Annotated in this window: 29 protein-coding genes; 12 read left to right on the top strand and 17 right to left on the bottom strand. The window is 60.2% G+C overall.

Going from position 1 to position 26,183, the window contains the following annotated elements:
• Window positions 1-30: 30 nt before the first annotated feature.
• Entirely contained in the window at window positions 31-1,674 is a 1,644-nt protein-coding gene (gene groL / locus BM074_RS02865) for a chaperonin GroEL (protein ID WP_027230209.1), read from the top strand.
• Window positions 1,675-1,872: 198 nt separating this feature from the next.
• Here the strand turns inward: groL and BM074_RS02870 are convergent, their stop codons facing one another.
• Window positions 1,873-2,280: a winged helix-turn-helix transcriptional regulator gene (locus BM074_RS02870; protein WP_228019132.1), complete on the bottom strand. Its 408-nt coding sequence runs from the start codon at window positions 2,278-2,280 to the stop codon at window positions 1,873-1,875.
• A gap of 89 nt (window positions 2,281-2,369) precedes the next feature.
• On the opposite strand from BM074_RS02870, the gene BM074_RS02875 reads away from it, so the two are divergent.
• Complete coding sequence (locus BM074_RS02875) at window positions 2,370-2,930, top strand: NADPH-dependent FMN reductase (RefSeq protein ID WP_091919621.1); 561 nt, start codon at window positions 2,370-2,372, stop codon at window positions 2,928-2,930.
• Window positions 2,931-2,990: 60 nt separating this feature from the next.
• Window positions 2,991-3,668 carry a glutathione S-transferase family protein gene (locus tag BM074_RS02880; protein WP_027230212.1) on the top strand — a complete coding sequence of 226 codons (678 nt, stop codon included), beginning with the start codon at window positions 2,991-2,993 and terminating at the stop codon, window positions 3,666-3,668.
• Window positions 3,669-3,676: 8 nt separating this feature from the next.
• On the opposite strand, the gene BM074_RS02885 is transcribed toward BM074_RS02880, so the two are convergent.
• The 3 genes from BM074_RS02885 to BM074_RS02895 form a co-directional block, all read right to left on the bottom strand.
• Window positions 3,677-4,030 (bottom strand): VOC family protein, encoded by a 354-nt coding sequence (locus BM074_RS02885; protein WP_027230213.1) that lies wholly within the window; start codon window positions 4,028-4,030, stop codon window positions 3,677-3,679.
• A 5-nt stretch (window positions 4,031-4,035) separates the two neighbouring features.
• The gene (locus BM074_RS02890) at window positions 4,036-4,446 is read right to left on the bottom strand and encodes an SRPBCC family protein (RefSeq protein WP_027230214.1); all 411 of its coding nucleotides are present in this window, start codon (window positions 4,444-4,446) and stop codon (window positions 4,036-4,038) included.
• A 71-nt stretch (window positions 4,447-4,517) separates the two neighbouring features.
• The gene (locus tag BM074_RS02895) at window positions 4,518-5,294 is read right to left on the bottom strand and encodes an AraC family transcriptional regulator (RefSeq protein WP_175498867.1); all 777 of its coding nucleotides are present in this window, start codon (window positions 5,292-5,294) and stop codon (window positions 4,518-4,520) included.
• Between the two features lie 151 nt (window positions 5,295-5,445).
• Here BM074_RS02895 and fumC point away from each other — a divergent pair, with 151 nt between their 5' ends.
• Both fumC and BM074_RS02905 read left to right on the top strand, forming a co-directional pair.
• Complete coding sequence (gene fumC, locus BM074_RS02900; RefSeq protein ID WP_027230216.1) at window positions 5,446-6,834, top strand: class II fumarate hydratase; 1,389 nt, start codon at window positions 5,446-5,448, stop codon at window positions 6,832-6,834.
• 106 nt (window positions 6,835-6,940) lie between these two features.
• Complete coding sequence (locus BM074_RS02905) at window positions 6,941-7,336, top strand: DoxX family protein (RefSeq protein ID WP_027230217.1); 396 nt, start codon at window positions 6,941-6,943, stop codon at window positions 7,334-7,336.
• Window positions 7,337-7,393: 57 nt separating this feature from the next.
• On the opposite strand, the gene msrA is transcribed toward BM074_RS02905, so the two are convergent.
• The 6 genes from msrA to BM074_RS02935 form a co-directional block, all read right to left on the bottom strand.
• Window positions 7,394-8,083 carry a peptide-methionine (S)-S-oxide reductase MsrA gene (msrA, locus tag BM074_RS02910; RefSeq protein WP_027230218.1) on the bottom strand — a complete coding sequence of 230 codons (690 nt, stop codon included), beginning with the start codon at window positions 8,081-8,083 and terminating at the stop codon, window positions 7,394-7,396.
• A gap of 20 nt (window positions 8,084-8,103) precedes the next feature.
• Window positions 8,104-8,598 carry a peptide-methionine (R)-S-oxide reductase MsrB gene (gene msrB / locus BM074_RS02915; protein ID WP_091919625.1) on the bottom strand — a complete coding sequence of 165 codons (495 nt, stop codon included), beginning with the start codon at window positions 8,596-8,598 and terminating at the stop codon, window positions 8,104-8,106.
• Between the two features lie 112 nt (window positions 8,599-8,710).
• Complete coding sequence (hisG, locus tag BM074_RS02920) at window positions 8,711-9,409, bottom strand: ATP phosphoribosyltransferase (protein WP_091919627.1); 699 nt, start codon at window positions 9,407-9,409, stop codon at window positions 8,711-8,713.
• On the bottom strand, window positions 9,406-10,536 hold the full coding sequence (locus BM074_RS02925; protein WP_091919629.1) for an ATP phosphoribosyltransferase regulatory subunit: 1,131 nt from the start codon (window positions 10,534-10,536) through the stop codon (window positions 9,406-9,408). The genes hisG and BM074_RS02925 overlap by 4 nt, the downstream gene beginning before the upstream one ends.
• 220 nt (window positions 10,537-10,756) lie before the next feature.
• Window positions 10,757-12,265, bottom strand: a complete 1,509-nt coding sequence (gene hisS, locus BM074_RS02930; protein WP_091919630.1) for a histidine--tRNA ligase — start codon at window positions 12,263-12,265, stop codon at window positions 10,757-10,759.
• A 122-nt stretch (window positions 12,266-12,387) separates the two neighbouring features.
• Window positions 12,388-13,044: a DNA-3-methyladenine glycosylase I gene (locus tag BM074_RS02935; RefSeq protein WP_091919632.1), complete on the bottom strand. Its 657-nt coding sequence runs from the start codon at window positions 13,042-13,044 to the stop codon at window positions 12,388-12,390.
• A 177-nt stretch (window positions 13,045-13,221) separates the two neighbouring features.
• On the opposite strand from BM074_RS02935, the gene BM074_RS02940 reads away from it, so the two are divergent.
• Complete coding sequence (locus BM074_RS02940; protein WP_091919633.1) at window positions 13,222-14,016, top strand: L,D-transpeptidase; 795 nt, start codon at window positions 13,222-13,224, stop codon at window positions 14,014-14,016.
• A 75-nt stretch (window positions 14,017-14,091) separates the two neighbouring features.
• On the opposite strand, the gene glcF is transcribed toward BM074_RS02940, so the two are convergent.
• From glcF to BM074_RS02955, 3 genes are read right to left on the bottom strand one after another with little or no spacing between them, the layout of a single operon-like run.
• On the bottom strand, window positions 14,092-15,423 hold the full coding sequence (glcF, locus tag BM074_RS02945) for a glycolate oxidase subunit GlcF (protein ID WP_091919635.1): 1,332 nt from the start codon (window positions 15,421-15,423) through the stop codon (window positions 14,092-14,094).
• 1 nt (window position 15,424) lies between these two features.
• A complete protein-coding gene (locus tag BM074_RS02950; RefSeq protein WP_091919637.1) occupies window positions 15,425-16,636 on the bottom strand; it encodes an FAD-binding protein in 1,212 nt (403 codons plus the stop codon).
• A gap of 2 nt (window positions 16,637-16,638) precedes the next feature.
• On the bottom strand, window positions 16,639-18,135 hold the full coding sequence (locus BM074_RS02955) for an FAD-linked oxidase C-terminal domain-containing protein (RefSeq protein ID WP_091919639.1): 1,497 nt from the start codon (window positions 18,133-18,135) through the stop codon (window positions 16,639-16,641).
• Window positions 18,136-18,320: 185 nt separating this feature from the next.
• On the opposite strand from BM074_RS02955, the gene BM074_RS02960 reads away from it, so the two are divergent.
• Window positions 18,321-19,220: a LysR family transcriptional regulator gene (locus BM074_RS02960; protein WP_244532716.1), complete on the top strand. Its 900-nt coding sequence runs from the start codon at window positions 18,321-18,323 to the stop codon at window positions 19,218-19,220.
• Here BM074_RS02960 and BM074_RS02965 read toward each other — a convergent pair whose 3' ends face one another.
• Window positions 19,221-20,528 carry a DUF3422 family protein gene (locus tag BM074_RS02965; RefSeq protein ID WP_091919640.1) on the bottom strand — a complete coding sequence of 436 codons (1,308 nt, stop codon included), beginning with the start codon at window positions 20,526-20,528 and terminating at the stop codon, window positions 19,221-19,223.
• Window positions 20,529-20,728: 200 nt separating this feature from the next.
• Here BM074_RS02965 and BM074_RS02970 point away from each other — a divergent pair, with 200 nt between their 5' ends.
• Together BM074_RS02970 and BM074_RS02975 are read left to right on the top strand one after the other, a co-directional pair.
• Window positions 20,729-21,511 (top strand): FCD domain-containing protein, encoded by a 783-nt coding sequence (locus tag BM074_RS02970; protein ID WP_027230229.1) that lies wholly within the window; start codon window positions 20,729-20,731, stop codon window positions 21,509-21,511.
• Window positions 21,508-22,260 (top strand): metallophosphoesterase, encoded by a 753-nt coding sequence (locus BM074_RS02975; protein ID WP_091919642.1) that lies wholly within the window; start codon window positions 21,508-21,510, stop codon window positions 22,258-22,260. Before BM074_RS02970 ends, BM074_RS02975 begins: the two co-directional genes overlap by 4 nt.
• Here BM074_RS02975 and BM074_RS22925 read toward each other — a convergent pair.
• Both BM074_RS22925 and BM074_RS02980 read right to left on the bottom strand, forming a co-directional pair.
• Entirely contained in the window at window positions 22,233-22,373 is a 141-nt protein-coding gene (locus BM074_RS22925; protein ID WP_174207689.1) for a hypothetical protein, read from the bottom strand. The genes BM074_RS02975 and BM074_RS22925 overlap by 28 nt on opposite strands.
• 202 nt (window positions 22,374-22,575) lie before the next feature.
• Window positions 22,576-23,280, bottom strand: a complete 705-nt coding sequence (locus tag BM074_RS02980) for a type 1 glutamine amidotransferase (protein WP_091921409.1) — start codon at window positions 23,278-23,280, stop codon at window positions 22,576-22,578.
• A 66-nt stretch (window positions 23,281-23,346) separates the two neighbouring features.
• Between BM074_RS02980 and BM074_RS02985 the strand changes: the two genes are divergently transcribed.
• On the top strand, window positions 23,347-23,952 hold the full coding sequence (locus BM074_RS02985; protein ID WP_027230232.1) for a hypothetical protein: 606 nt from the start codon (window positions 23,347-23,349) through the stop codon (window positions 23,950-23,952).
• On the opposite strand, the gene BM074_RS02990 is transcribed toward BM074_RS02985, so the two are convergent.
• Window positions 23,936-24,847 carry a DMT family transporter gene (locus tag BM074_RS02990; RefSeq protein ID WP_091919644.1) on the bottom strand — a complete coding sequence of 304 codons (912 nt, stop codon included), beginning with the start codon at window positions 24,845-24,847 and terminating at the stop codon, window positions 23,936-23,938. The two genes, BM074_RS02985 and BM074_RS02990, sit on opposite strands and share 17 nt — an antisense overlap.
• 135 nt (window positions 24,848-24,982) lie before the next feature.
• Here BM074_RS02990 and BM074_RS02995 point away from each other — a divergent pair, with 135 nt between their 5' ends.
• Complete coding sequence (locus tag BM074_RS02995; RefSeq protein WP_091919645.1) at window positions 24,983-25,417, top strand: Lrp/AsnC family transcriptional regulator; 435 nt, start codon at window positions 24,983-24,985, stop codon at window positions 25,415-25,417.
• Window positions 25,418-25,428: 11 nt separating this feature from the next.
• Window positions 25,429-26,163, top strand: coding sequence for a 16S rRNA (uracil(1498)-N(3))-methyltransferase (locus BM074_RS03000; protein ID WP_091919647.1), 735 nt, complete (start codon window positions 25,429-25,431; stop codon window positions 26,161-26,163).
• The last annotated feature ends 20 nt before the right edge of the window (window positions 26,164-26,183 follow it).

Here is a 26,183-nt window from a genome sequence, read left to right on the forward strand (position 1 = left end):
CAAACCGGGTTTAATCCCAGGAGAGATAAAATGGCAGCCAAAGAAGTAAAATTCAGCCGTGATGCGCGCGAGCGCATGCTGCGCGGCGTCAACATCCTTGCCGATGCAGTAAAGGTAACGCTCGGCCCGAAGGGTCGTAACGTTGTCATCGACAAGTCCTTCGGCGCACCGCGCATCACCAAGGACGGTGTCACTGTTGCCAAGGAAATCGAACTCGAAGACAAGTTCGAAAACATGGGCGCGCAGATGGTCCGTGAAGTCGCTTCGAAGACGAACGACATCGCCGGCGACGGCACCACGACCGCTACCGTTCTCGCCCAGGCCATCGTTCAGGAAGGCGGCAAGGCCGTTGCAGCCGGCATGAACCCGATGGATCTGAAGCGCGGCATCGACCTTGCTGTTGCCGAAGTCGTCAAGGACCTCGTCAAGAAGGCCAAGAAGATCAAGACCTCGGAAGAAGTCGCCCAGGTTGGCACGATCTCTGCCAATGGCGAATCCGAAATCGGTGAAATGATCGCCAAGGCGATGCAGAAGGTCGGCAACGAAGGTGTCATCACCGTCGAGGAAGCCAAGACCGCCGAGACCGAACTCGAAGTCGTCGAAGGCATGCAGTTCGACCGCGGCTACCTTTCGCCGTACTTCGTCACCAACCCGGAAAAGATGGTTGCTGACCTCGAGGACGCATACATCCTTCTCCACGAGAAGAAGCTCTCGAACCTCCAGGCTCTCCTGCCGGTTCTCGAAGCTGTCGTCCAGACCTCGAAGCCCCTCGTCATCATCTCCGAAGACGTCGAAGGCGAAGCCCTTGCAACGCTCGTCGTGAACAAGCTGCGCGGCGGCCTGAAGATTGCTGCTGTCAAGGCTCCTGGCTTCGGCGATCGCCGCAAGGCCATGCTCGAAGACATCGCGATCCTCACCGGTGGTCAGGTTATTTCCGAAGACCTCGGCATCAAGCTCGAAAGCGTTACGCTCGACATGCTCGGCCGCGCCAAGAAGGTGTCGATCACCAAGGAAAACACCACGATCGTCGACGGCAATGGCAAGAAGGGCGAAATCAACGCTCGCGTTGGCCAGATCAAGCAGCAGATCGAAGAGACCACTTCCGACTATGACCGCGAGAAGCTGCAGGAACGCCTTGCCAAGCTCGCTGGCGGCGTTGCCGTCATCCGCGTCGGCGGTGCGACGGAAGTCGAAGTGAAGGAAAAGAAGGACCGCGTCGACGACGCCCTCAATGCAACCCGTGCGGCTGTTGAAGAAGGCATCGTTCCTGGCGGCGGCGTCGCCCTGCTTCGCGCTTCGGCTGCTCTTACGATCAAGGGCGCCAATGCCGATCAGGACGCTGGCATCAACATCGTTCGCCGTGCTCTGCAGGCTCCTGCCCGCCAGATCGCAACGAACGCAGGCGATGAAGCTTCGATCGTTGTCGGCAAGATCCTTGAGAACAAGAAGGACACCTACGGCTACAACGCGGCCAATGGCGAGTATGGCGATCTGATCACGCTCGGTATCGTCGATCCGGTCAAGGTCGTTCGCACCGCTCTCCAGGACGCAGCTTCGGTTGCTGGCCTTCTCGTCACCACCGAAGCCATGATTGCTGAAGCGCCGAAGAAAGACTCGGCTGCTCCGGCAATGCCGGGCGGCGGCATGGGCGGCATGGGCGGCATGGACTTCTAAGAAGTCCTCATCCAGCGACATACGGAAAAGGCGGGTTTCGACCCGCCTTTTTGTTTTGATTTGCGTGTTCTTCAACTTCTGCTCGCGCGGCTCGTTCGTCCGCCGCACTTGTGGCACAGCGATTTTTACTCAAGTTTCAAGACGCCGAGAGAATCCTTCTATCGGGGCAGTGCCACCTAATGCGCGTTGAACTTTTCTTCACTCAGCCGCCTGGGAGAAGATCTGCTTTGGCTCCGAACCTTCATGAATGGCATCGAACCGCGCGCGTGCTTCGGCGACCCGCTGTTCGTTGCGGATCGCCCAGTCGCCAAGCGCGCGGACAGGCACCAGAAGGTCGCGGCCGAGATCGGTAAGTTCGTAGTCGACGCGTGGCGGGATCGTCGGGTAAACCGTACGGGTCACGAAACCATCGCGCTCGAGTCCGCGCAGCGTGCTCGTCAGCATCTTTTGCGAGATACCATTGATGGTCCGCTTCAACTCATTGAAGCGCATCGATTTATTGCCGAGATAATTGACGACGAGAACCGTCCATTTATCGCCGACGCGCGCCAGAATGTGATTAACCGCAGTGCATGCCGAGGTTACCTGAAAGTGATCTGGTTTCACAAAAGTGCCTCCTTGCGGGGGTTTCGAACAGTCACTTATATAGCGCCGGGCACTATTAGTTACCATCCCCCCAAGACGAAGGAATTTTTATGTCAAAAGCCAAGATCGCCGTTATTGTCGGCAGCACCCGTATCGGCCGTTTCGCCGAATTTCCCGCCAAATGGATTGCCGACGTCGCTGCACAGCGCGGAGATGTCGAGGTCCAAATTATCGATCTGCTTGACTATCCCATGAATTTCTTCGGCGAAGAACGCACCAGCGACGCCCAGAACGAGACCGCCGAACGCTGGAAGAAGAAGCTGCGCGAATTCGATGGCTATGTTTTCACGGTCGCCGAATACAACCACGGCCCGACGGCTGTCCTTAAGAACGCCATCGACCTTGGCGATTTCATCCAGAAGCCGGTCGCCTTTGTCGGTTATGGTGGCGTGGGCGGCGCGCGCGCCATCGAGCATCTGCGCCTCATCTTCGTCGAAATGGGATCGGCTTCGGTAAAGACCGGCGTTCACATCGCCTATTCCGAGTATCTGAGCGCCGTCAAGGGCGAGAAGAAGCTCGGCGACTACCCGCATCTCAATGAAGCAGCCACCAGCCAGCTCGACCAGCTCGTCTGGTGGGCCAACGCCTTGAAGACCGCTCGCGCGGCCTGATCGCTGGGCTGGGCGGTCGAAACGCGATCGCCCAGCCGGCAAATCCGGAGGATCATCGTCATGGCGTCGCTCGTTCTGATCAGCCATCTGCTGTGCCCGTATGTCCAGCGTGCTGCAATCGCGCTCGCTGAAAAGGGCGTGCCCTTTGAAAAGATCTATATCGACCTTGCAGCGAAACCAGATTGGTTCCTGAAAATATCGCCGCTCGGCAAGGTGCCGCTTCTGCGCGTCCCCCAGGCGGATGGCGGCGAGGCGATTCTCTTCGAGAGTTCTGTCATTGCTGAATATATCGACGAATCGCAGCCGGGGCCGAAACTTCATCCCGACGACGCGCTGACGCGGGCACGCCATCGCGGCTGGATGGAATTTGGTTCATCGATCCTTTCCGACCTCTGGGCGCTGGAGACAACGAAGGACGCTGCGGTTTTCGAAGAGAAGCGCAAGGCGATCACTGAAAAGTTCGGCCGCGTCGAAGAGGTTCTTGGCGACGGTCCCGTCTTTGCGGGCGCTGGCTTCAGCCTAGTCGATGCGGTTTACGCCCCGATTTTCCGCTACTTCGATACATTCGACGAGATCGTAGAACTCGGCATTTTCACCGACTACCCGAAAGTGCGGGCATGGCGCGAAGCACTCGCAGCGCATCCAAGCGTTCGCGAGGCGGTAACGCCGGAATATCCGCAGCTACTGCACGCCTTCCTGCAAAAATATGAAGCGTACATGCTGACGCTGGCGCGCTGAACTGTCGGCTATTTATCCGACCAGACGGCAAGCTCGTATCCGTCCGGGTCGGCGAAGTGAAAGCGCCGGCCTCCGGGAAAGGTAAATACCGGCTTGGTGATCTTGCCACCGGCTTTTTCGACCTGTTTGAGCGTGCCTTGAAGATCATCGGCGAAAAGAATGATCAGCGCGCCGCCGGGACGCGGTTTGCCTTCGGTGGTGAAGCCGCCCTTGAGATGCCCGTCGGAAAACTCGCAATAGCTCGGACCATAGTCCGTGAATGTCCATCCGAACGCGTCGCCATAGAAGCTGCGCGCCGCGCCAATATCGCTGACATTGAATTCGACATAGTCGATACATTTATCTTTGCCTGAACTGGCCATCGTCCTCATCCTATAAGTTGCGCTTCGAGCAGGTCCTTCAGCGCCTGAAGATCACGCTTGACCCAGGCCGCATCTGCGTTGAATTTTTCGTCATCCATGCCCGGCACGCGAAAAAGCGTAAATATGAGTTCGCTCTCGTCGCCGTTGGGCACCACCCGCATAGGGATATAGACCTCGTCCCCGGTCTCCATAACCACCCAATGATCGAGAACCCCGACTTCGTTCTTCGGCGCAAAGCGCAATCGAAGTTTGCCCGCCGGCCCATCGGCCAGCCATTCATCACCGGATTTCTGCAAGGCGGATGTCAGGCCGGATGCCCATTGCGGCAGATTTTCCGCAACGCTGACGTAGTCATAAACATCCTGCCAATTGCGTCCGATTGAAATTTGAAGGGTCCTTGCTTCATGTGTAGCCATGGTTGTCCTCCCTCATCGCGTACGGCAAGCTTATGCGCCTAACGACTTTCTGTCTTGAACAAAACGGCCACTTATGCCGCGAGATGCTGCAGGAGCGCCGAGGGCGAAAGACCTGACAGGGATTTTGCCTCGCGGCTCAAATGCGCCTGGTCGGCATAGTTCGCGTCGAACGCCAGAGCACCAATGCCGCTTCCGGGATCGCGCCGGCCGAGCTTCAGGAATCTCTGAAAACGCAGGATGCGCTCCAGCGTTTTTGGCCCATATCCGAAATTGTGCAGGAACTGCCGGCGCAAGGTGCGCTCGCTCACATTGAGCATTGTCGCCAATTCGGCAATAGCCACAATATCTTTCGAGCGCTTGAGCGTGTCGAAGGCGGCAACCATGGCCCTGTCGGGCGATGCAATCGATGGAGCGATGTCCGACAAGGCAGACTGGAGCCGTTCCGTCGCGTCCCCGATGGTTTTCGCTACGACAAGTTTTTCGGCGAGAGCCTCGGCGCGCGCACCCCAAAGCTCGGACACGTCGACACGCTGATTGACGAGTTCGGACATTGGAATGCCAAGCCATTTGCTCGCAGCGCCTGGAGCAAAGCGGATGCCGACGATATTGGCCAGGGAACCATCGACGATATGTGGGGCCGTGTCGGGACCCGCAATCGTCAGTTTGCCTTCCGACCACAATATGTCGACACAACCATCGGGAAAGACCGCCACGGTCGCCGCCAATTCGCCGATACCCTCGTGGTTCCACGCGCAGAGGAAATGCGGCCGCAACTCGGCCGTCGGCGAGAACTCGCGGTAGCGCCCGGCTGAATGCGCTGGGATGGATTCGTTGCCTGACTGTCTCACGCCGCATCGCCAATGTTGATTGATCATAAGCGCTTAATCGATTTTATCCGAAAGCCGGGCGAAATCCAGACCAACATTCCATCGCCAAACCTTGCCTCTCCGGGAGCTTCGCAGTAGTGCTCTTGCCAACTCCCACCAGGAAAATGACACGATGAGTTCTACCCGTACGGAAACAGATACTTTTGGCCCAATCGACGTTGCAGCCGACAGGTATTGGGGCGCGCAGACGGAACGTTCGCTGCACAATTTCAAGATCGGTGGCGAAAGAATGCCCATTCCGCTGGTGCGGGCGCTCGGTATCGTCAAGCGCGCAGCAGCCGAAACGAATCTCTCCCTCGGAAAGATCGATGAAGTCATCGGCCGCGCGATCACCGTTGCCGCAGAGGAAGTCATTGAAGGAAAGCTCGACGATCATTTCCCGCTCGTCGTTTGGCAGACCGGCTCGGGCACGCAGTCGAACATGAATGCCAACGAGGTCATTTCCAACCGCGCCATCGAAATGCTCGGCGGTACAATGGGATCGAAGAAGCCGGTCCATCCGAACGACCACGTCAATATGAGCCAGTCGTCGAACGATACTTTCCCGACGGCAATTCATATCGCGACCGCAATTGAAGCCACGCATCGGCTGTTTCCGGCGCTCACCCACTTGACGGAGGCGGTACTCAAGAAGGAAAAGGCCTTCGCCGACATCATCAAGATCGGACGCACCCACACGCAGGATGCGACACCTGTCACCCTCGGGCAGGAGTTCTCCGGTTATCGCGCCGCACTCGAGTATGCGCGCAAGCGCATCGAGCAGAGCCTTGCCGATATTTTCCTTCTTGCCCAGGGCGGTACCGCGGTCGGAACGGGACTGAACGCCCCGGTGGGATTTGATACGGCTTTCGCCGAGGCCGTATCGGACATTACCGGCCTGCCGTTCAAGACGGCACCGAACAAGTTCGAAGCACTGGCGAGCCATGGCGCTCTTACGAACTTCCACGGCAGCCTCAATTCCCTGGCGACCGATCTCTTCAAGATGGCCAACGACATTCGCTTCCTCGGCTCGGGCCCACGTTCGGGCCTCGGCGAACTGAAGCTTCCGGAAAATGAACCGGGTTCATCGATCATGCCGGGCAAGGTCAACCCGACCCAGGCCGAAGCCCTGACCATGGTTGCGACGCAAGTGTTCGGCAACAATACCTCGGTTACCATCGCAGCCAGCCAGGGCCATTTTGAGCTCAACGTCTACAAGCCCGTGGTGGCGCTCAACGTGCTCCAGTCGATCCGCATTCTCTCCGACGCCATGGTATCCTTCGCAGATAATTGCGTGGACGGCATCGAGGCCGACGAGGTCCGCATCAAGGACCTGCTCGATCGTTCGCTCATGCTGGTTACTGCGCTTGCCCCTGCTATTGGTTATGACAACGCAGCCAAGATCGCCAAGACAGCCCACAAGAACGGCACGACGTTGCGCGAAGAAGCACTCGCCAGCGGCGTCTCGGCCGAGGACTATGATCGCCTCGTGCGTCCCGAACGAATGATATCGCCGGAGTAACCCCGGAAAATCATTCTATTGTGAACAATCTGTCGAGAAAATAGTGGCTTTGTTTGACAATCGAATCTAGCTATTGGCCTGTCACGACAAACCCTGGAGACTTTCTATGGCGAACAACAGCGCACTCATTCTTATAGGTCGCATACTGCTATCATTCATGTTCATCCTGGCTGGCTATGGAAAGCTCACTGCCATCGGTGGCACCGCCGGATATTTCGGCAGCCTCGGATTTCCGGCGCCGACCATCGTGGCGGTGCTCGTCGGGCTGCTTGAGCTTCTAGGCGGCCTTGCCGTACTCGTTGGCTTCCAGACGCGGATTGCTGCTCTGGCGCTTGGCATTTTCACGCTTGCGGCAACTGCTGCGGCCCACCTGAACTGGACGGGCGACGCCGGCATGGTGCAGTGGATGTTCTTCCAGAAGAATCTCGGCGTAGCCGGCGGTTTCTTCGTGCTTGCTGCATGCGGCGCAGGCGCCCTGTCGATCGACGCAAAACGCGGCTGATCAAATACAGCATCGATTAAAAAGGCCGCTTCGAGCGGCCTTTTTCTTGTTTGACGATCAGTTCGACGGCTTCGCCTCGCCGACGAGCACCGGTTTTTCCCGGTAGTCGCCGGGGAAGTATTTGCCGAGGTTCGCGATCTTCGGCAGGTCATTATACGCGATATAAGGCTGCGAAGGGTGCAGCGTCGCATAGTCCTGGTGATAGGCTTCGGCCGGATAGAACTTTTCCAAAGCAGAAATCTTGGTGACGATCGGCTTCGGATAGGCCTTCGCCTTATCGAGCTGGCTGACATAGGCCTTCGCTATCTTCTCCTGATCGGGGCTGGTCGTGAAGATCGCCGAGCGGTACTGGGTCCCTGAATCCGGGCCCTGCCGGTTCAATTGCGTCGGGTCATGCGCGACGGAGAAATAGACCTGCAGAACCTTGCCGAGACTGACCACCTTCGGGTCGAACGTGACTTCCACCGACTCGGCATGGCCGGTATCGCCGCCGCTCACGATTTCATAGCTGGCGGTTTCCTTCTTGCCGCCGGCATAGCCGGAAACGGCGCTCGTCACGCCTTTCAAGTGCTGGTAGACCCCCTGCACGCCCCAGAAGCAACCACCGGCAAGCACAATGGATTCGGACTTCGCCGATGCCGTCTGGTCGACAGCCGGGGGCGGCACCATGGTGACGTCTTCACCGGCAAGCGCGCAGCCGGGTGACAGCAACAGGCCCGCAGCAAGCATAAAATGATATGGTTTCATGGTCTTATCCCTTTGCGCGTTCAAGCAGCAACCGGTTTGAAGTTGAGTGCGACCCCATTCATGCAATAGCGCAGCCCTGTCGGCTTTGGGCCATCATCGAAGACGTGGCCGAGGTGGCCGCCGCAACGGTGACACTCCACGGCCGTACGCGTCATGCCGAACGAACTGTCCTTGGTCTCGTTGACAGCGCCCTTCATCGCTGTCCAGAAGCTTGGCCAGCCCGTGCCGCTGTCGAATTTGGTATCGGAGTCGAAGAGAGCAAGGTCGCACCCGGCGCAGGTGAAGGTGCCCTTGCGCTTTTCGTGATTGAGCGGGCTGGTGAAAGGACGTTCCGTGCCTTCCTGGCGCAAGACGTAATATTGCTCCGGCGTCAGCAACTTCTTCCATTCGGCGTCGCTGTGCTCGACTTCGAATGTGCCTGCCGCCACGGCCTTGGGCGCATTTGCGAACCTTGCCGCGACGAGGGCGCCGAGCCCTGCAAGCGCACCGCTAAAAAGCGTTCGACGTGTCATCATGAGATAACTCCCAGCATAAAGATACCGAGGATGCCCGGTATTCTGCAGGGAAATACGTAAGGATCGACCGAAAGGTTACAGTGCAACCCGTCCATCACGTAGAGTTGATGGATCAGTGCTTTGCTTGTGCCGCCGCAATACGCTGTAAAAGCTCCGCAACGGCCCCGGTTTCAGCGGTTTGCCGGGACGAGACCAGGCAGGCCTCCGATTTCAGAATGACCCCATCATCTAGGATTTTCAGATGGTTGGCGCGTAGCGTCGATCCAGTCGAGCTAATATCGACGATGATGTCGGCGGCGCCGGAAGCAGGCGCCCCCTCGGTAGCGCCGAGGCTCTCGACGATCCGATAGACCTGAATGCCGTGCATTTGCGAGAAGAACTGCTGGGTCAGCCGCCAGTATTTCGTGGCGATGCGCAGGCGTCGGCCATGCCTCTGGCGGAAATCCGCAGCGACATCATCGAGGTCTGCCATCGTCGATACGTCGTACCAAACCTCCGGGACGGCAACGACGACATCCGCATGGCCAAATCCGAGCCGCGCTTCGACGCGAACGCGTTCGTCGGCGGAGGCAAGCGTTTCGCGGATCAGGTCTTCACCCGTGACACCAAGATCGACGCTGCCATAGCCGAGCTCGCGTGCGATCTCGGAGGCCGAAAGAAACAGAATGTCAATGTCACTGTTGCCCTTGACCTTGGCCCGGTAGCTGCGCTGATCCTTGGGCAGGATGACGCTGAGGCCGGCATTTTCCAGCACCTCCAGCGCCTGTTCCTTGAGACGGCCTTTCGAGGGAAGCGCGAGAGTGACGGTCATTGTGCATCTCCCGCGATCTCTTCAAGCCGGTCCAGCCAAACGGAAAAGCCGACACCGGGAATGGAACCTACCGCGCCGAGCATCGTCAGCAGCCGGTCATAGCGGCCGCCGCCGACAATTGCGCCAAGGTCAGGCCGATCAATCGCGCGCGTCTCATAGACAAGCCCGGTGTAATAGTCGATCGGGCGTCCGAAGGCCGCATCGTAGATGATCGTTTCGTTGCCGATCCCTGCCTCTTTAACCGATACGGCGCGTGCCTCGAACTGTTCCAGTGCGAGGCCGAGGTCGAACTCATTGGCGCGGGCAAAGCTGAGAAGATAGCCGGCGGCTTCTGCGAGAGGCACGCGGATGGCGAGAAACTCCTCAAGCGCCGCAATGGTGCGCACCGGCAGGCGAACCGAGGCAAGGCTCGCCTTTTCGATGAGACGCCGGGCGATTTCCACCGGTGCCCGCCCGGATGCCGGTGAGATGCCGGCGGCCTGCATGTCCTTTTCGAGTTCGGCGGCAAGCTCTGTTTCGTCACCTGTTTCGACAAGTGCGGCCAGCCGATCCGGTAGCGTTCCCTTTTCGCGGTCTGAGCCAAGATCGGCAAGCAGGCCTTTCAACTGGGCATGATTGCCGAAAGCGCGCGCCAGTTTCTTCTGCCAGCCGCGCGGCAAGCCGAGGGAGGCGAGCACAGCTTCGAAAATGGCCTGGTCACCCAGGAGCGTTTCAAGTTGGGCCTGGGGCGCGGCCAGCCTGATTGATGCAATCGCATCGGCAAGTGACCGGGCATCGGCACGGGCGCGGTTCGCGTCGCCGAGATCCTCGATGCCGGCCTGGAAAAACTCATTGCCGCCTTCGCGGCGCTGGCGGAAGACTTCGCCGAGATAAGCGTAGCGCTTGGGCGTCGCGGCATTGCGTTCGATATGATTGCGGCAGACCGGAATGGTGAACTCGGGACGCAGGCAGAGACTTTGGCCGTTTTCGTTCTCGGTGAGAAAAATACGCCGGCGCAGATCTTCGCCCGCCATATCGAGAAACTGGTCGGCGGGCTGGATGACCGGAATATCCACGAGTTCGGCATCGCGGCCGGCAATCAGCGCCGCGAGATCGGCAGAAAAGGCAGGGGCGCGGGATGCGGTCATGCTTGGCGCATTCCTCGCGAATGGCAGCACTCACCCCCCTCTGTCCTGCCGGACATCTCCCCCCCGAGGGGGGAGATCGAAACGGCATCAGCGGCGCATTGGGCACCAACGACCTGCGTTTCGTCGAGACGTACAGGAATGCTGGTCTCCCCCCTTGTGGGGGAGATGGGCGGCAGCCCAGAGGGGGGTGAAATGACAAATGGCAGCATGTGCGTCAGCTTTACTTCAGACCTTTGGCGCGATCTTCGGCCTGCGCCTCGAGAATCTTGCGCACTTCGATCACGAGATCGCCTTCCTTCGCGGTGATCTGCGCCGGGCGGCTTTCGCGCCAAGTTACATTGTCTTCGATCTCGGCCGACAGCCGTGCGCCCTCGATGAGATCCTTGATCTGCACTTCACCATTGTCGCGCTCCTGCGAACCCTGGATGATGACACAGGGCGCACCGCGGCGGTCGGCATATTTCATCTGCGGCTTCATGCCCGATCCGCCGAGATACATCTCCGCCCGGATGCCGGCCTGTCGAAGGTCCGACACCATCTTCTGGTAGCGTCCGAGGCTTGTCGTATCCCGGTCCATGACGAGGACGACGACCGGTCCGATATTGTCGGAGACGTCGAGCTTGCCGAGGTTCTTCAATGCCGTCATCAGGCGAGAGACGCCGATGGAAATGCCGGTCGCCGGTACCGGCTCGCCGCGGAAGCGTGAAACCAGACCATCATAACGGCCGCCGCCCCCGACCGAACCGAAGACGACTTTCTCGCCCTTTTCATTAGTAACGTCGAAGGTCAGTTCGGCTTCGAAGACGGGACCCGTATAATATTCGAGGCCGCGCACGACGGAGGGGTCGATCTTGACCCGGCCCTCGTAGCCGGCCGCCGAGCATAGCGCCTCGATCGTGGCAAGTTCGGCGACGCCCTCGACGCCCTTGTCGTTGCCGCTGATGACGTGTTCGAGATTGGCGATGGTTTCGCTGCCAGTTGCGCCGCCGGCAGAGGTGAAATCGAGCACCTTGGTGATCGCCGCCTCGTCGAGGCCGGCGCCCTTGGTGAAGTCGCCGCTTTCATCGAGGCGGCCCTTGCCGAGCAATTCACGCACTCCTTCCGGCCCGAACTTGTCGAGCTTGTCGATGGCGCGCAGCACGTTCAGCCGCCGGCCCGCATTGTCATCTCCAGCAAGGCCGATGGCGTCGAGAACGCCGTCGAGCACCTTGCGGTTATTGACGCGGATCATGTAGTCGCCGCGCGGAACGCCGAGCGCCTCCATGACATCGGCCATCATCATGCACATTTCGGCATCGGCCGAGACCGATGGCGCGCCGACAGTATCGGCATCGAATTGCATGAACTGGCGGAAGCGGCCGGGGCCGGGCTTCTCGTTGCGAAACACCCAGCCGGCGCGGTAGCTGCGGTAGGGCTTGGGGATGCTTTCAAAATTCTCGGCAACGAAACGCGCGAGCGGCGCTGTGAGATCGTAACGCAGCGACAACCATTGTTCGTCATCGTCCTGGAACGAGAACACGCCCTCATTCGGGCGGTCCTGGTCGGGCAGGAACTTTCCGAGCGCATCCGTATATTCGACAAGCGGGGTCTCGACAGGCTCGAAACCATACAGCTCGTATACCTTGCGGATCTCGGCCATCATCTTGTCGGCAGCGCGCAAATCGTCAGGCGCACGGTCCACAAAACCGCGCGGCAGCCGCGCTTTTACCCTGTCTGCCTTCGTCGTCATGATGCTGTTCCGATACCCTGAAATGAAGCTTTTCGCGAGTTCAGGACGGTCCCGAGCCCAAGCCGGTTTGCTCTAACGCATAGAGGTGTTCAGGGCAAGGATTGATGGCGCGGGTCTCGACGCTATGAAGCCAAGGCCGGCCGCTTGAAGTTCGAACGCAGCTTCTCGATCTCCTGGCGGCACTTGCAGCCCTCGATGTGATCGTTGACGAGACCCATTGCTTGCATATGCGCATACATGGTCGTCGGGCCGACGAAGCTCCAGCCGCGCTTTTTCAAATCCTTGGAAAGACGAACCGATGTCGGCGAGGTTGGGTTGGCGATCAAGGTCGGGTAGTCGACCACCTTCGGCCGCTCGTCCGCCGGCGGTTCAAACTGCCAGAAATAGGCCGCGAGCGAGCCGGTTTCCTTGACGAGTTCGATGGCGCGCCCGGCATTGTTGATCGCCGAGTTGATCTTGCCGCGATGGCGGATGATGCCGGCATCGGCGAGCAGGCGGTCCACCTCTTTTTCGCCGTAGCCTGCAATCCTGTGATAGTCAAAACCGTCAAACGCCTTGCGGAAATTCTCGCGCTTGCGCAGGATCGTCAGCCAGGAGAGCCCGGACTGGAAGCCTTCGAGGCAGATCTTTTCGAAGAGCCGGGTGTCGTCTGTCACCGGACGTCCCCATTCGTGGTCGTGGTAGTGGACATATTCAGGCAGCGTTCCCGGCCAAAAACAGCGCGTCTCGCCCGCATCATCCGTGATAAGTCCGGTTTTCGGGGGAGTTTCGTCTTGCATCGCGCCTGTCCCTTTCCTATTGTTAACCGTGCTTGCAAACCCGCCGGTAACTATAACCCACGGTTTTCGCGGCATTTTATGTTTTATTGATTCTGATTCACTTTTTTCTACCTGCCAATCGGCAAACTCAATCCGAAACCTGACAAATCCTGTCAGGAGAGTTCCAGAGTAATTTCAATGAAGTCGGCATTATTGGTTTTGGCATCAGCGGTTCTCTCAGCGGCGATCCCGTCCGCAATGGCGAGCGAACGCTATGCGACCAAGCCTCCTGTCGTCATGAGCCCCGATCTTTCCGCGCCATGGGTGACGCAACTGCGCAAGCGGCCAGTCGGCGAAGCAGTAAACCAGGTCGGACGCCCGGTGAACCCGCGCGGCTATGTCGTCTTCAGCGAGCGCCCGGAGCGCGTGACGAGGCCGCGCCGCAATCGCGATCTTTCCAATCCTGCCGCGCGGGAGGTCTCGTTCCAGCGCCCGGACGTCCCGCTGGGCGAAGACCAGCCCAGGAAGCAGGCCATGGATCCGCAGTTCCTGCCGCAAAGCGTCGCTTATGATGGCGCTGAACAGCCGGGTACGATCGTTATCGATACGTCCGAGCGTTTTCTTTATCTCGTTGAAGCCGGCGGCAAGGCGCGACGCTACGGCGTGGGCGTCGGCAAGGAAGGCTTTGCGTGGTCGGGAACGAACAATATTACGCGCAAGGCCATGTGGCCTGATTGGTACCCGCCGCAGGACATGATCGATCGGGAGGCCGAAAAGGGCCACTATATTCCGGCGCACATGGAGGGCGGCATCGCCAATCCGCTTGGCGCCCGTGCGCTCTATCTCGGTTCCACGCTCTACCGTATCCATGGCACCAACGCGCCGTGGACCATCGGCCACGCGGTGTCGAGCGGCTGCATACGCATGCGCAACGAGGATGTCACCGAGCTCTATGCACGGGTCAATGTCGGCACGAAAGTCATCGTCCGATAAGGGTTAGTGGGGGCCGGCACCGGGGGCGGTGCCGGGAACGGGCAGCGGCTTTCTCGAGAAAGCCGCTGCCCTTTTTCATTCGGCCGCCTGCAGGATGTTTTTCGGCGCGGGAAGCCCCTCGGGCTTCGGGCCGCCATAGGCCCAGTCGAGCAGTTCGACCGTGTGGACGATCGGCAATCTTGATCCGCCGGCGATCTGGGTGATGCAGCCTATATTGCCGGTGGCGACGATGCTGGCGCCGGTCGCCTCGATATTCTTGACCTTGCGATCCCGCAGCGTGCGGGCGATTTCCGGCTGCATGATGTTGTAGGTGCCGGCCGAACCGCAGCACAAATGGCCCTCGGCCGGGTCCTTGACGATGAAACCTGCCGCCTTCAGCAAGTCTTTGGGCTGGCGCGTGATCTTCTGGCCGTGCTGCATCGAGCAGGCGGAATGATAGGCGACGGTCAGGCCGGACGCCTGTTGCGACGCCGGCATGTCGAGCGTGGCAAGATATTCGGTGACGTCCTTCGCAAGCGACGAGATGCGCGCCGCCTTGTCCTTGTAAGCCGGGTCGAGCCGCAGCATGTAGCCATAATCCTTGATCGTCGTGCCGCAACCCGAGGCGGTGATGATGATCGCATCGAGACCGCCTGTCTCAAGTTCGCGTGTCCACGCATCGACGTTGCGGCGCGCATCCGCGAGCGCTTCCTCTTCGCGGCCCATATGGTGGACCAGCGAGCCGCAGCAGCCCTCGCCTTTTGGCAGGACCACCTCGACGCCGAGGCGATTGAGAAGCCGGATCGTCGCTTCATTGATACCCGGCTTCAGGACAGGCTGCGCACAGCCGCTGAGAAGCGCTACCCTACCCGTTCTTTCGCCGTTTGGCTTGTGCACCCCGGGTACGGCCGAGGACGATGTTGCCGGGACGGAATTCGGCGCAAGTTCGAGCATCGCCGCCAGTGGCTTTGTTGCCGTCAGCGAGCCGAACAGTCCAGCTAACGGCCGCCCAAACCTTGCGAGGTTGAGCGCCAGGCGAAACCGCCCGGGATAGGGCAGGACGAAGGCAAGCACGCCGCGGGTCATCCGGTTCATAAGCGGACGCTTGTAGGTCTTCTCGATGTGGGCGCGCGCATTGTCGACGAGATGCATGTAGTTGACCCCCGATGGGCAGGTCGTCATGCACGAAAGGCACGAAAGGCAGCGGTCGATATGTTTGACGATCTGCTCGTCGGCCGGACGGCCGTTTTCCAGCATATCCTTGATGAGATAGATGCGGCCGCGCGGGCTATCGAGTTCGTTGCCGAGCGTCACGTAGGTCGGACAAGTGGCCGTGCAGAAGCCGCAATGCACGCATTTGCGCAGGATCTTTTCAGACTCGGCGACACCCGGATCGAGAAGCTGCTCGGGGCTGAAATTTGTCTGCACGCTACACTCCTGCAACCATGCGGCCGGGATTAAGAATGCCGCTCGGATCGAATTGCTGTTTGAGGCGCTTCGAAAGCGCCGCCAGCGGGGCGGCCTGCGGCTCGAACACGGGGACGGCCGCCCGAACACTTGCGGGCCCCCGTACCAAGGTTGCATGCCCGCCGCCATATTTGCGCAAGAGCGCCCTTACGGCGTCCGCTTCCGGCTCGCCCTCCATGCGCAACCAGACGAGGCCGCCCTGCCAATCGTAATAGGCATCGACTGCCGCTCCCATGCGCAGGGAGGCGACGAGCTTGCAGGCCTCCATCGGCACCATGGAAACACGCCAAACCAGCTGCTCCGTACCGTCGGCGAAAGGGATGACGTCGCGGATTTCCTGCCAGAGCCGGCGCGACTGGTCGCCGGAGACGTCCGCCATCTCGCCTGCCGAGGCCAGGAGGTTCTTCAGCATGGTCATGCGGTCGGCAACCGAAGGCGCAAACCCTTCGAGCCGCAGCAGGGTCGAAGCCTCGCCGCCGAGCGCGCCATCGATGACCCTTGCCGCAACGTTGCCCGGAAGATGGGCGGCAGATGCCACCTCGCCACTCGACCCCATGGCGATTGCCATGGCGCGCGCCGCCTCGTCATCGGCAAGACCGCGTATGACGAGCGTCGATTCGGTCTCGGGCGCCGGGAGCACCTTGAAGGTGATCTCGGTGGCGATCCCGAGCGTGCCCCAGGAATTGGCCATGCCTTTCGACAGGTCGTAACCGGTCACGTTCTTGACGACGCGTCCGCCGGATTTGAACAGTTCACCCCGGCCGGAGACCACCCGCACGCCGAGCACGTGGTCGCGCGCCGATCCCGCCTTGAGACGCCGGGGTCCGCAAAGATTGGTGGCCAGCAAACCCCCAAGCGTCCCCTGACCGGCAGGCTGTCCCAGAAGCGGTCCGTAATCCATCGGCTCGAACTGAAACGCCTGCCCGCTTGCCGCAAGCAGTGCTTCGAGTTCGGAAACTGGCGTGCCTGCCTTGGCGCTCAAGACCAGTTCATGCGGCTCGTAGAGCGTGACGCCGGCATAATCCGACAATGCGATCGTATGCTCGGTCTGCAACGGCCGGCCGAGCCCGCGCTTGGAGCCCTGGCCGACGACTTCCACCGGCGCGTTGGCGCCAAGAGCCCATTGCACAGCTTCGACGATCTCATCCTCGGATTTAGGCTGGAAAGTGCTCACGCTCAGAATCTCGGAATGTCGGGAAACGGCATCTTACCCTGATGCACGTGCATCCGCCCGAGTTCAGCGCAGCGGTGCAGTTGCGGGAATACCTTGCCGGGGTTGAGCAGATGCTTCTCGTCGAAGGCGCACTTGACGCGGATCTGCTGATTGAGATCGGTGTCATTGAACATTTCCGGCATCAGATCGCGCTTCTCGACGCCAACGCCGTGTTCACCGGTCAGAACCCCGCCCACCTTGACGCAGAGCCGCAATATGTCGGCACCGAAACTTTCCGCCTTGTGCAGTTCCTCCGGGATGTTGGCGTCATAGAGGATCAGCGGATGCAGGTTGCCGTCGCCGGCGTGAAAGACATTCGCAACGCGCAATCCATACTTCTCCGAGAGTTCGCGCATGCCGGCCAGCACCTTCGGCAATTCCTTGCGCGGTATGGTACCGTCCATGCAAAGGTAATCCGGCGAGATACGGCCTACGGCGGGAAATGCCGCCTTGCGTCCCGCCCAGAATATCATTCGTTCTTCTTCGCTCTGCGAGACGACGCAGGTCGTTGCGCCATTCTTGCGCGCAATCGCCTCGACCATGGCGATGAGGTGATCGACCTCGACCACGGGACCGTCAAGTTCCACGATGAGCAGAGCCTCCACATCGAGCGGATAGCCGGCATGGACGAAGTCCTCGGCGGCATGGATGGCCGGCCTGTCCATCATCTCCATGCCGCCCGGGATGATACCGGCGGCAATGACATCGGCCACGCACTGACCGGCTTCCTCGCTGGTCGGAAAGCCAACCATCAGGGCACGTGCCGTTGTCGGCTTCTGGAGAATGCGGACGGTCACTTCGGTGACGACCCCCAGCAGCCCTTCCGAGCCGGTCATCAGCCCAAGCAGATCATAGCCATCGCTATCGAGATGCTTGCCACCAAGGCGAATGATGTCGCCATTGATGAGGACCATCTCGATGCCGAGGACATTATTGGCCGTCAGCCCGTATTTCAGGCAGTGTACGCCGCCGGAGTTTTCAGCGACGTTGCCGCCGATCGAGCAGGCAATCTGCGACGATGGATCAGGGGCATAGTAGAAGCCCTCGTGCTCGACCGCCTTCGTTATGCCGAGGTTCGTCACGCCGGGCTGGACGACGGCAACGCGGTTCGGAAAATCGATTTCGAGGATGCGATTGAAGCGCGACATGACGAGGAGCACGGCGTCCTCAAGCGGCAGTGCACCGCCGGAAAGCGAGGTTCCAGAGCCGCGCGGCACGACCTTTACATTGTTTTCGTGGCAATATTTGAGGACGCGGGAAACCTGGGCGACGGTTTGCGGTAGAACCACCACGAGCGGCAATTGCCGATAGGCGGTCAATGCGTCGGACTCGAAGGCGCGCATTTCGTTGGTGACGTCGACGACGCCCTCGCCCGGAACGATCGCGCGTAATGCCGCAACGATCTCGGCCCGGCGGCCAAGCGTCGCTTCATCACTTTTCGGCATTGTCAGTCCGGTCATTGCCTCTCCCTTGCCAGCACCGCACGCGCAACTGGTAAACTATCTTTACCTCTTGCCCAGCACGAATGTAAATAGTTTAGAACCTTTCTCGATCGGAGAGAACAGGCAGTGCGGGCGATCTCGCCTGCGATGAATTTCCGGGCCTAGGGACTTGACGTTTGAATTGCGCCAGTGAGAGTGCGCGCATGAGTGAATTCAACGATATGGAAGTGTTTGCCCGCGTGGTTGCCGCCGGCAGCATGTCGGCAGCGGGCCGCGAGCTTGGCCTTTCGCCAGCGGTCGTCTCCAAGCGGCTGCGGCGGCTGGAAGAACGGCTCGGCACGCGGCTTCTGCAGCGTACGACGCGCCAGATCGCGCTCACCGAAACCGGGCAAGGCTATTACGAGCGCGTGCTCGCAATCCTCGCCGGGGTCGAGGAGGCCGAGGCCTTCGTGTCGCGCCGTTCCGAACAGGCGCACGGGATGCTCAAGGTTGCCGTGCCGACGACGTTCGGGCGCATGCATATCGCGCCGCACCTCGAACCGTTCATGCGCGCCAATCCCGACCTTGCCGTCAACCTGGTCCTTGCCGACGAGTTCGTCGATATCGTCGGCGAAGGCTACGACCTTGCGGTCCGAATTGCGGAACTCTCCGATTCGAGCCTCGTTGCGCGCAAGCTTGCGCCGGTCGAGCGCTTTCTGGTCGCCTCCCCTCGCTACGTGGCCGAGCACGGGACGCCGAAATCCTTCTCCGATCTCGAAAATCATATTTGCCTTGCGGCGCATAATGGCGACCCGTGGCGTCTGGTCGGCACTTACGGCGCTGTGGTCTGGCGCCCCTCCGGGCCGCTCCTGACAAATTCGAGTGAAGTGGTGCGCGAGGCAGTGCTCGGCGGACTCGGCATCGCCCTGCGTTCCACCTGGGATATCGGTCCCGAACTGGCGACGGGACAACTTGTGCGCGTTCTCGGCGACTATGCCGCCTCGCGCAACGTCGCCATCTATGCGGTGTATCCGTCGCGGCAATTCCTGCCGGCGAAAGTGCGCCTGTTCATCGACTATCTTGCGGCGCTCTATGGACCGGTGCCGCCATGGGACAGGCACTGATCAATCGTCGGCATGCGATTTACGGATCGACTTTACGACAAACCACATGGCGATGATCGCAACCGGCACGAATATGGCGGTAAGGACCGTTGAATGCAGGTCGGGAATGTAAGTTTCCGCACCCTTGGCCAGGTAATAGAACAGGCCGACGACATAGTAGGAGATCGCCGCGACGGACAGGCCCTCGACCGTCCGCTGCAACCGCAACTGCAGTTGCGCGCGGTGGTTCATCGAGGTCAGGAGATCGCGGTTCTGGCGTTCGAGCTCCACATCGACCGAAGTCCGCAGCAATGTCGCCGCGCGCGAAAGCTTCTCGGAGAGGCTCTCCTGCCGTTCGCTGACCGAGCGGCACGTGCGCATCGCCGGCGCCATGCGGCGCTGAATGAAGGCGCCCCAGGTTTCATAGCCGGTGACCGGTTCCTCCTGCAACGCCGCAAGGCGTTCAAGGACTATGCCGTTATAGGCGCGGCTGGCGCCGAAGCGGTAAAGGCTCGAAGCTGCGTCCGCTTCGAGTTCGGCCGCCAGCGAGGTCAATTCGTCGAGCAATTTGTGGCTGTCTGAGGTTGCATGGCGCATCTCATTGGTGAGGCCGGCAAGACGATCCTCGATCCGGCGGATGCGCGGCGACAGCGAATGCGCCAGCGGGAGGCCGAGCATCGCCAGCGTCCGGTAAGTCTCGATCTCGATGACACGCTGCGACAGCGCGCCGGCACGCGCTGGGGACAGCCCATTGTCGAGGATGAGAATGCGCGTCAGGCCGTCGCGGTCCTGGCGAAAATCCGTGACGATCGAGGCGAGACCACCTTCGACATCACTGTAGCAAAGGCTTGCGGGATCGAACTCGCTGATCATCGCCAGCGCATTTGCGTCCTTCTTGACGATCTCCAGCCGCACGCCATCGATGACGGTGCCGGGCGGGTTGAAACCATGGCCGAAAGGATGCTGCGCCCCCGCGCCGCTGCGCGGCATAGGACCTTCCCAGAGATAGGTCGAAAACTCGGTATGGCGTTCCCAGCGCAAGGTACCATTGCCCCACGGCATGACGTGGTGGCGGGCATCGCGCGCAGGCGGCGCGATGCCGATGCTGCGGCTGAGTTCGGCCAGAACCGCATGATCGACCGTCGAGCCGCCTTCGGTCATGAAGGCGAGCTGGATCAGGAGGCGGGGCGTATCGACAAGCGGATAGGGCCGCGCATGCACCTCGCCGAGCGCCACGGCGCGTTCCGCATGCGCGGGAAAACCGAGAACGCCGCCGACAACGGACGCAAGCTCGGCAGCTGTCGCGACTGATTTTAGTCTCTTGGCCATATATCCCCTGACCGGTCTTGGGCTTGATCGGCTGTCACAGGATCGTGAACGGATTGGGTCCGGCTTTCAACAGATTCTATTTTGTCGTGGCTGCGGCAAATAAGACCCCGCACTGCCTTGCAACTGGATCATTGATTTGACCAGTTTCGATTTTTGCCGCTACGCTGCGGATCGATATCTTTCTTGCGGACCCGCTATCCATGAGCAGCCCTATCTTCGCGCGCATCCAGTCCTCCCGCACGGCCGATGATATTGTCGGCCAGATCGAAACGCTTATCCTCGAAGGTGTTCTGCGCGTCGGTGATCGTCTCCCCGGCGAGCGCGACCTTTCGGTACAGTTTGACGTCTCGCGACCGATCCTGCGCAATGCATTGAAACTCCTGGAGACTAAGGGCCTGCTTGTGACGCGGCATGGCGGCGGAACTTTCGTCGCCGATGTCATCGGCGAGGTGTTTTCCAAGCCGATGATGGATCTCATATCCAGCCACCGCAAGGCCGCCGCCGACTATCTCGAATACCGGCGCGAAATCGAGAGCGTCGCTGCCGAATACGCCGCACGGCGCGCGACGGAGGATGACAGGCTCATGCTACATCGCATCATGACCGCGATGGAGGAGGCCTATAAGGCCAATGATTTCAAGCGGGAAGCCGAACTCGACGTCGAGCTGCACAATGCCATTGGCGAATGCGCGCACAATATTATCCTGCTGCACACGCTACGCTCCTGTTACCGCCTGCTCGCCGACGATGTCTTCTATAATCGTACGGTGATCTACGGTTTCCCCGGGGCGCGCGAAAAACTGCTGGACCAGCACAAGGCGATATTCGCGGCCATCATCAATTCAAATCCGACGGCGGCGCGCGCGGCAGTCGGGCAACATATAGACTACATCGAGCAGGCGCAGAGCGAAGCAGCGCGCAGTAGCGCCTGGCAGAACGTATCGCGCCTGCGCCGGAACCAGCGCGAGTCGGAACGCGGATGATCGGGTTCGACCATGCACGCGGGCCAGCCGGACTGCGCATCTATGCCATTGGCGACGTGCATGGCCGTTTTGATCTGCTGCAAGGGATGCACCGGCTGATCGCCAGGGAAAACGCCAAACAGCCGCCGCACGACTGGCTCGTCATCCACCTCGGCGACTATGTCGATCGCGGGCCGCAATCGCGAGAGGTGCTTGATCTGCTGGAGCGCGAGACGAGGCAGTCGCGCAATATGCTGGCACTTGCCGGCAATCACGATATCGGACTGCTGGACTTTCTTTCAACCGGCGATGCGTTCGGCGTTTTCGCCCATAATGGCGGACGGCAGACAGCTCTTTCTTACGGTGTCGATATCGATTTCGACGATGCGGTCTCGGTGCTTGCGGGGTGGAAAGAATTGATTCGCGCCATACCCCATGCGCACAAGCAATTCCTGCGCGGGCTCAAGCGTTCGGTCGCCTTCGGCGATTTTTACTTCTGCCATGCCGGCATCCGGCCCGGCGTCCCACTCGACCTGCAGAACCCGGATGACCTTATCTGGATACGCGGCGAATTCCTCAACAATGCAACGCTTCATCCGAAGGTCATCGTGCACGGCCACACGCCGGTTGACGACGCGGACGTCCGGTCAAACCGCGTGAACCTCGATACCGGCGCCTTTGCCAGTGGCCGGCTCAGCGGCTTGATGATCGAAGAGGACAGGAAGCTGTTGCTGGAGGTGGCTCAGCGCGACGACGTGCTTACACCGTAACCATCGCTGGAGACGACACGCCCGCCGGCATCCACCGAGAAAAGACCTACGCCCATGAACAGAATGGCTGAGAGCATTACGGCAGTCAAAAGTGCAGCACTCTTGGTGGTCATTTTAGGCGTTTCCATCGTTTAGGGCGCGGCTTGATGCCGGTTAGCCGTGGGGGCACTACAGGACAGTTTGCTTACCAACTAGTGAATCGAAGACACGTTCCAAAGGAATCGCCAGTCGCTATCCGATTCTGGATTTACCTGTTGCAGAGTTGCAACGAATCCGTGTGGCGCGTGCTACTTGCGAGGGAAGAAGAAGCCTAATTTAACGCTGGATCTGAGCGACCCAGGCGCGGGCCAGCGCCAGCCCGGCGGCATCCGCCGCCGCGCCATCGCGGGCAACGTAGCTGTCGTAATTGTCGAGCCATCCCGGATAATTGGACGCGATCTGGTCGTGGAAGACCCGCCGCCACTCCTCGACCAGAGTTGTATCCGCCTCGAAATGAAACTGAATGCCGTAGACCGCGCGGCCGATGCGAAATGCCTGGTTGGCGGTCACATCGCTCGATGCAAGGCGGATGGCATTTTCCGGGAGCGTGAACGTGTCGCTGTGCCAGTGGAAGATCGGAAAACGAACGGGTACGGATGCCAGCACCGGATCGGCTTCGCTCGCCTCGTTGCGGGTGACTTCGTGCCAGCCGAATTCCGGCGTGCGGCCGAGGATATTGTCAGCCCCATAGCCGCGCGCGACCAACTGGCTGCCAAGGCAAATGCCGAGCACAGCCTTGTCTGCGTCGCCGAAGCGCTTCGTCAATTGCGCCAGTTCCGGAAGGTACGGATGCGTGGCGTCGGCAAGCGCGTTCTGATCGCCTCCAAGTACCACCAGCGCATCGTGGCCCGAGGCATCGGCCGGTAGGGCCTCGCCGAGATAGGCCTGGCGCAAATCGATGGCAGCCCCCGCTTCCGCCAGCGCCCGTCCCACTTGCCCAAGCCCTGTATCCTGATAATTCTGAACGACGAGAACGCGCATGATAAGTGCCCCAAACCCAAGTGGATTGTCGGATAGCATGGCCCCGAACGAGTCGAAAGCCGTCAAATGACCCTGCAGAACCGAGTGACACCTTTTGGCGAGATTGTCGCGGCACCCTATCGCGGCACGATGATGGGCAATCGCGGCATCATCCACGATCCGGCCACGCGGACGCTGTTGAGGAAGCGCTGGACCAATGACGCCTGGATCATTTGCGTCTGCAAGTTCAAGAACGTGCGCCGCCCCGTCATGGCGCGGCAAAGCTGGACGGAACTGTTCTTCCTCGATGAGGCAACTGCGCTTTCCGCAGGGCACCGGCCATGTTTCTATTGCCAGCGTCAACGCGCACTCGCCTTTCAAGCTGCCTGGGCGGAAGGCAATGGGCGCCCCATGAAAGCGCCGGAGATGGATCGCGTCCTGCACGGGGAGCGGCTTGATCATGAGAGCGGCAAGGCGTTGCACGCGATCAAGGGCCACGTCCGCGATCTTCCCGATGGCGCGATGATCACCCGCGGCGACAACGCCTTTATCGTAAGAAACGGGAACACGTATCGCTGGTCGTGGCAGGGCTACGAGGGCGCGAGGCCGGATGGCGACGCCATGCTGCTGACGCCGCCCTCCACAGTGCGGGCGCTGCGCGCAGGCTACCGGCCGCTCATGCACGGCTTCTGAGGTTCACGCCCCCAGGCGCGCGCCTGCCGAAACTCCAGCCCAGGCTTGTTCCGGCAGCGGCGATCAGGATCGCGGCGGACCCCACCAATTGACTTGGCTGCAGCGCATGGCCGAATGCGAGGTAGTCGACGAGAATCGCAGCGACCGGATAGATGAACGAAAGTGACCCGGTGATGTGAGTCGGCAATTTCTGGATCGCGCTATAGAGCAGGATGTACATGAGGCCGGTGTGAACGACGCCGATCGTGACGATGCTCGCCCATTGCCCGGCACCTTGCGGCAAGGCGCTGAAATCGGCGAGCGGGGCAAGCATGACGATGCCGACGCACACTTGAATCAGGGCGATCAGGTGTGGCGGGGTTCCCTTCAGCCGCTTGGCGACGATAGCCGCGATCGCATAAAGAAACGCAGCACCAAGCGCGAGACCGATCCCGGTCATATAGTCCGAGCCGCTATAGGCGGCGCCGGGCTTGGCCTGGACGATCAGGAGCATTCCGGCGAAAGCGACAAGCAGCCAGAATAGCTTGGTGGCGGTGAGCTTTTCCTTGAAGATCAAGGCGCCGAGGCCAACGAGCATGAAAGGCTGGACATTATAGACAGTCGTGGCGATGGCGATGGAGGCGCGCGGATAAGCTGCAAACAGAAGCACCCAGTTGGCGACGATCGCCATGCCGCCCACTACGGCGAGCCCGAAGAGCTTGGGAGAAATGATGTCTCGCCGGAACAGGCCAAGACCCGCGCAAACGGCGAGCAGCGTCAGGGCACCGATGGCGCACCGCCAGAACACGACCGAGAATACCGGTTGGCCGGACATCAAGACGAACCAGCCAATCGTTCCCGAAATGATCATGGCGGCGGTCATCTCGACGCTGCCTCTGACGATATCCTTTTCCATGTCGTTGCTCCTTATGCTGCGAGACAAAGACTAGGCGGATGCGGCAACGTTTGCTATGTTTGAAGAAAGGCGAAGGACCAGCTTCTCCTTTTTAATGCAGGTGAAGTGCGGGAAACACCTTACGGGTACATTGTCATGGACGAACTTGACCGAACAATTCTAGAAATTCTTATCGATGATGCACGCATCTCGCTGAAGGAACTCAGCCAGAAAGTCGGCCTGTCTTCGCCAAGCGTTTCCGAGCGGCTCCGCCGGCTCGAGGAAAAGAATATCATTCGCTCGTTCACAGTGGACATCGATCCCGTGGCGCTTGGTTATGGATTGACGGCGATCGTCCGCATTCGTCCCCTGCCCGGCATGCTGCATATCGTCGAGCGCCTGCTCCAGGAAACGCCCGAAATCACAGAATGCGACAAGGTCACCGGGGATGATTGCTTCATCGGTAAGCTGCAGTTTCGCAGTATGGAGCAGCTTGATTCCATTCTTGACCGGATCGCGGAAAAAGCTGAAACCAACACCTCGATCGTCAAGTCGTCGCCTGTGAAGCGTCGCTTGCCACCTCTTTCCTGATCAGGTTCAGCATGCGCGCCAACTACAAGATGCAGAGACTCTACGTCGCCGGTGATCTCGCCCAGGCTGCACGCGTCGATGCGACGCCCGATGCGGTCAATTACCTTGCCAATGTGCTTCGCATGAAGGATGGCGACGAGATTTTGGCCTTTAACGGCCGGGACGGTGAATGGCGCGTCGCCCTTCGGTTCGAAACGAAGAAAAAACTCGCGTTTGAACCGCTCGAAAGGACGCGCGACCAGCCGGCCACGCCTGATCTTGTCTACTGCTTCGCGCCACTGAAACAGGGACGGCTGGACTATCTCGTGCAAAAGGCCGTGGAGATGGGTGCGGGTATCCTGCAACCGGTCATCACCCAACATACGCAGGTTGCCCGCATCGGTATTGATCGTATCGAGGCGAACGCCATCGAGGCGGGAGAACAATGCGGCGTGCTGGCGATCCCTAAGACGCGTGAGCCGTTGAAGCTCGACAAGTTGCTTGATGGCTGGGAGCCTGGACGCCGCCTGATCTTTTGCGACGAAGGGCACGAGACGCATAACCCCTTGCCGCAGCTTCAATCCCTTCCCCGCGGACCGCTTGGAGTCCTCGTCGGACCGGAAGGCGGCTTCTCGGAACAGGAGCGCCTGGCCCTGCACAAACGCCCCTTCGTCACCGCGATACCGCTCGGCCCGCGCATCCTCAGGGCGGATACCGCAGCGGTGGCCGCCCTCGCCCTGATTCAGGCGACAATCGGCGATTGGTGAGATACAAATTCTCTTGATAA

Origin of the sequence: Phyllobacterium sp. CL33Tsu (assembly GCF_900113985.1) — a bacterium.
In the GTDB taxonomy this organism is placed as follows: Bacteria; Pseudomonadota; Alphaproteobacteria; order Rhizobiales; family Rhizobiaceae; genus Phyllobacterium; species Phyllobacterium pellucidum.